This is a genomic window from Bradyrhizobium sp. (assembly GCF_049691595.1).
Taxonomy (GTDB): Bacteria; Pseudomonadota; Alphaproteobacteria; order Rhizobiales; family Xanthobacteraceae; genus Bradyrhizobium.
Genome location: NZ_JBAVNZ010000440.1, coordinates 1 through 3,659, shown reverse-complemented (window position 1 = coordinate 3,659; position 3,659 = coordinate 1). Strand labels below are relative to the sequence as shown.

General features: G+C 64.7%; 4 protein-coding genes and 1 pseudogene. 1 reads left to right on the top strand and 4 read right to left on the bottom strand.

Translation table 11 applies throughout. The features are described 5' to 3' along the window. The 4 genes and pseudogenes from WCE35_RS18665 to WCE35_RS18650 all read right to left on the bottom strand — a co-directional run. Positions 1 to 365, bottom strand: a pseudogene (locus WCE35_RS18665) (ABC transporter permease); the annotation flags it as partial. Next, the gene (locus tag WCE35_RS18660; RefSeq protein WP_424594807.1) at positions 362 to 1,306 is read right to left on the bottom strand and encodes an ABC transporter ATP-binding protein; all 945 of its coding nucleotides are present in this window, start codon (positions 1,304 to 1,306) and stop codon (positions 362 to 364) included. The pseudogene WCE35_RS18665 and the gene WCE35_RS18660, both read right to left, overlap by 4 nt. Further along, on the bottom strand, positions 1,303 to 2,091 hold the full coding sequence (locus WCE35_RS18655) for an HlyD family secretion protein (RefSeq protein WP_424594806.1): 789 nt from the start codon (positions 2,089 to 2,091) through the stop codon (positions 1,303 to 1,305). The genes WCE35_RS18660 and WCE35_RS18655 overlap by 4 nt, the downstream gene beginning before the upstream one ends. Next, positions 2,088 to 2,816, bottom strand: coding sequence for a TetR/AcrR family transcriptional regulator (locus tag WCE35_RS18650; protein WP_424594805.1), 729 nt, complete (start codon positions 2,814 to 2,816; stop codon positions 2,088 to 2,090). The genes WCE35_RS18655 and WCE35_RS18650 overlap by 4 nt, the downstream gene beginning before the upstream one ends. 217 nt (positions 2,817 to 3,033) lie before the next feature. Here WCE35_RS18650 and WCE35_RS18645 point away from each other — a divergent pair. Beyond that, positions 3,034 to 3,659 (top strand): lyase family protein (locus tag WCE35_RS18645; RefSeq protein WP_424594804.1); only part of this gene is annotated, 626 nt, incomplete at its 3' end.

Genomic DNA, 3,659 nt, shown 5'->3' with positions numbered 1-3,659 from the left:
AAGCCGCGCGGGATTTCCACGCCGAACAGCACCTTGCCGGACTTCAGGAGATCATCGAACTCTGCGACATCGTGCACTTCGCGGGTGAAGCGGAAATAGGAGGTATTTTCCAGCGCCTTGAGGATCGAGCGCCCGAGATCGCTGTCCTCCTGCAGCAGCACCGCGGTCGGCAGGTGGCGCGGCGTGGTATTGATGGCGTAGCCGAACAGCATCAGCTGCATCACCGGCAGCATGATGATCATGGCGAAGGAAACGCGGTCGCGCCTGAGCTGGATGAATTCCTTGATCAGCATCGCATAGCTGCGCCGCCAGAACCCGAAGGCCGGCTCGCTGATATCGTGACTTCGGGCGGCGGCGTCGGTCACTGGAAATTGTCCTTTGAGCGGGTCATCAGGTCGATGAACACGTCCTCCAGCGACGGCTCGCTGTGCTGCCAATGCCAGCCCTCGCCATCGCGATAGGGCGCGATGGTTGTCTCCAGCGCCGCCCGATCGCGGCCGGAGACGTGCAGGCTGGTGCCGAACGGCGCCACCATGTCGATGCCGGGCTTGCCGGCGAGCTCGGCGGCGAGCCTGTTGAGATCGCCGCCGGTGACAGTGTAGGTCGACAGCTCCGACTTCGCGATCACCTGGTCCACGGTGCCGTGCGCCAGCAGATAGCCGTAGGCGATATAGGCGATCTCGTGGCAGCGCTCGGCCTCGTCCATGTAGTGGGTGGAGACCAATACCGTCAGTCCGTCAGCGGCGAGCGCATGGATCTCGTTCCAGAAATCGCGCCGCGCCTTGGGGTCGACGCCGGCGGTCGGCTCGTCCAAGAGCAGCAATTTCGGATTGGGCAGCGTGCAGGCGCCGAGCGCCAGCCGCTGCTTCCAGCCACCGGAGAGTTCGCCGGCGAGCTGGCCTTCGCGGCCGTTCAGGCCGATGCGCCTGATCGTGTCGCGCGCGGCGCCGCCCGGATCTGGCAGGCCGTAGAGCCGCGCGACGAATTCCAGATTCTCCTTGACCGACAGGTCCTGATACAGGCTGAAGCGCTGCGTCATGTAGCCGACCCGACGCTTGATCTTGTCGGCGTCGCGGCGAATGTCGAAGCCGAGACAGGTGCCCTCGCCGCGGTCAGGCGTCAGCAGGCCGCACAGCATGCGGATGGTCGTGGTCTTGCCGCTGCCGTTCGGGCCGAGGAAGCCGTAGATCGAGCCGCGCTTCACCTGCATGCTGAGGTCATGCACGACCTCACGGCCGTTGAACGACTTCGACAAGCCGTGCACATCGATCGCGATGTCGGGCGCGGTGGTCGGCGCTGATGTCATCGCTTGTCCGCCACTGGAATTTTGGCGTTGAAAAACACGCTGACCGGCTGGCCCACCCGCAGACTGTCCGGCCGGCTCGGCCGCGCCTGGATCAGATAGACGAGCTTGCTGCGCTCGTCGAGGCTGTAGATCACCGGCGGGGTGTATTCGGCCGTGGTCGCGATGAAATAGATCTTGGCGGTGAGATCGGCGGCGCAGTTGTCGCAGGTGACGCGCACCTCGTCGCCGATCGCGAGTTTCGGCAGTTCCGGCTCCGGCACGAAGAACCGCACCTTGATGTTGCCGGGCGGCATGATCGACAGCACCGGCCGCTGCGCCGGCACCATCTCGCCCTCGCGGAAATAAATCTGCTGCACGGTGCCGCCGACCGGCGCAAACCCGCTGCGCCGCGCCAGCCGGGTCTGCGAGGTGTTGACCCTGGCTTCCGCGACCCGCAGCGCCGAAATCGCGGCGTCGAGACTGGCCTGCGTGCCCGCGCCGGTCTTGCTCAGCGCCGCCGCGCGGTCATAGGTCTGCTGCGCGTTGGCGAGCGTGGCGTTGGTCTGGTTGAGATCGGCCTTTTGCAGATCGTCGTCGATGGAATAAAGCGGATCGCCGGGCTTGACCTGGTCGCCTTCGCGGACGTTGAGCCTGGTCACGCGCCCGGATTCGTCGGGGCTGACGAAGATCATGTCGGCCTCGACCCAGCCCTGAAAGCCGGGATCGCGGCGCTCGCTGCAGCCGGCGAGCGCCGCCGCCAGCGCCAGCACCGTCAGCATTGTTATCGTTGTTCGCGACGAGGTCATGTCGTCCTCCGTTCGCCGAATACCAGATCGAGATGGGTGCGAAACATCTCGTTGGTATCGAGCGGCGCATGGCGGCTGAACAGGCTCTGCCAGACCACCGCCACGATCGCAGGCGCGACCAGAAGCTGCGGAAACCGCGCCAGGTCCTTTTGCCTGATCTCGCCGCGCGCCACCGCGAGCTCGATCAAGCCGCGCATGCCGGCAAGTCCCCGCGAGACCACTTCGCGGTAGTAGAAATCGGCGATCGCAGGAAACCGCGGGCCCTCGGCGACGATCAGCCGGACGATGTCGCCACGCCGCGTATTCGCCACCTCCTGGATGAACATCCGCGCAAATGCCTCGATGACGTCGCGAACCGATCCGCCGATGGGCGGCGGCGCGGCCAGCCGGCCGGTCAGCGGCACCAGCGCGGTGCGGATCAGCTCCTCGAACATCGACTCCTTGTCCTTGAAGTGCAGGTAGATCGTGCCCTTGGCGACGCCGGCGCGGCTCGCAATGTCGTCGATCCGCGTGGCGGTAAAGCCGCGCGAGACGAATTCATCCAGCGCCGCCTCGATGATGGCCAAACGGCGCTCGGCCGCGCGTTCGGCACGGTTCGACGCGGGTTTTGCGGACGGCACTTTCGGCGAGACCCTTTTGGGCGCCCTCGCCTGGGCAGGCCTCACCGCGCCGCGGCTGCCGGCGGGTTTTGGAGGGTTCGAGGTCTCGGGGCGCGTTCGCTTCATAATCAAACATGACTGACTGGTCAGTCATTGTCAACGATCGCTGAAGCGGCTGATTTCACATCGCTGTTACCACTGAAGATGCGGCGAGTTCGAAATGCATCAGATGCGACTTCGCAATCGCGCGGCGCGGTGCGCCCCCTCGATCGCAACCAGCCTTGGAATGCCCGTCCCTTCCTGATCTTATCAAGCTTCCAGGAACTCCCCGCGAAAGGCTCAGATGGGTACGCGACGCGAACATGACCTGTTGGGCGATCGGGATGTTGCGGCGGAGGCCTATTACGGCATCCACACCCTGCGCGCGGTCGAGAACTTTCCGATCAGCGGCACCCCGATCTCGATCTATCCGGACCTGATCGCGGCACTGGCTTCCATCAAGCTGGCGGCGGCGAAAAGCAACTGCGAGCTCGGGCTGCTGGATAAAACCCGCGCGGATGCCATCGTCGCCGCCGCCGAGGAAATCAGGGCCGGGCGGCTGCATCGGGAATTCGTCGTCGATGTCATTCAGGGCGGCGCGGGCACCTCGACCAATATGAATGCCAACGAGGTGATCGCAAACCGCGCGCTGGAGCTGTTGGGCCGCGCCAGGGGCGAGTATCAATTTTTGCACCCCAACGAACACGTCAACATGAGCCAGAGCACCAACGACGTTTACCCGACGGCACTCAAGCTCGCGGCCTATTCGGGAATCATGCGGCTGGTCGAAGCCATGGCGGTCCTGCGTCAGGCCTTCGAGGCGAAGTCCGAAGAGTTCAGGGACATCGTCAAGATGGGCCGCACGCAATTGCAGGACGCCGTCCCGATGACGCTTGGGCAGGAATTTTCAACCTATGCGGTGATGCTGGG

Coding starts and splice junctions, on each gene's coding strand:
- WCE35_RS18660 (WP_424594807.1), bottom strand. CDS start 1,306: ATGACATCAGCGCCGACCACCGCGCCCGACATCGCGATCGATGTGCAC.
- WCE35_RS18655 (WP_424594806.1), bottom strand. CDS start 2,091: ATGACCTCGTCGCGAACAACGATAACAATGCTGACGGTGCTGGCGCTG.
- WCE35_RS18650 (WP_424594805.1), bottom strand. CDS start 2,816: ATGAAGCGAACGCGCCCCGAGACCTCGAACCCTCCAAAACCCGCCGGC.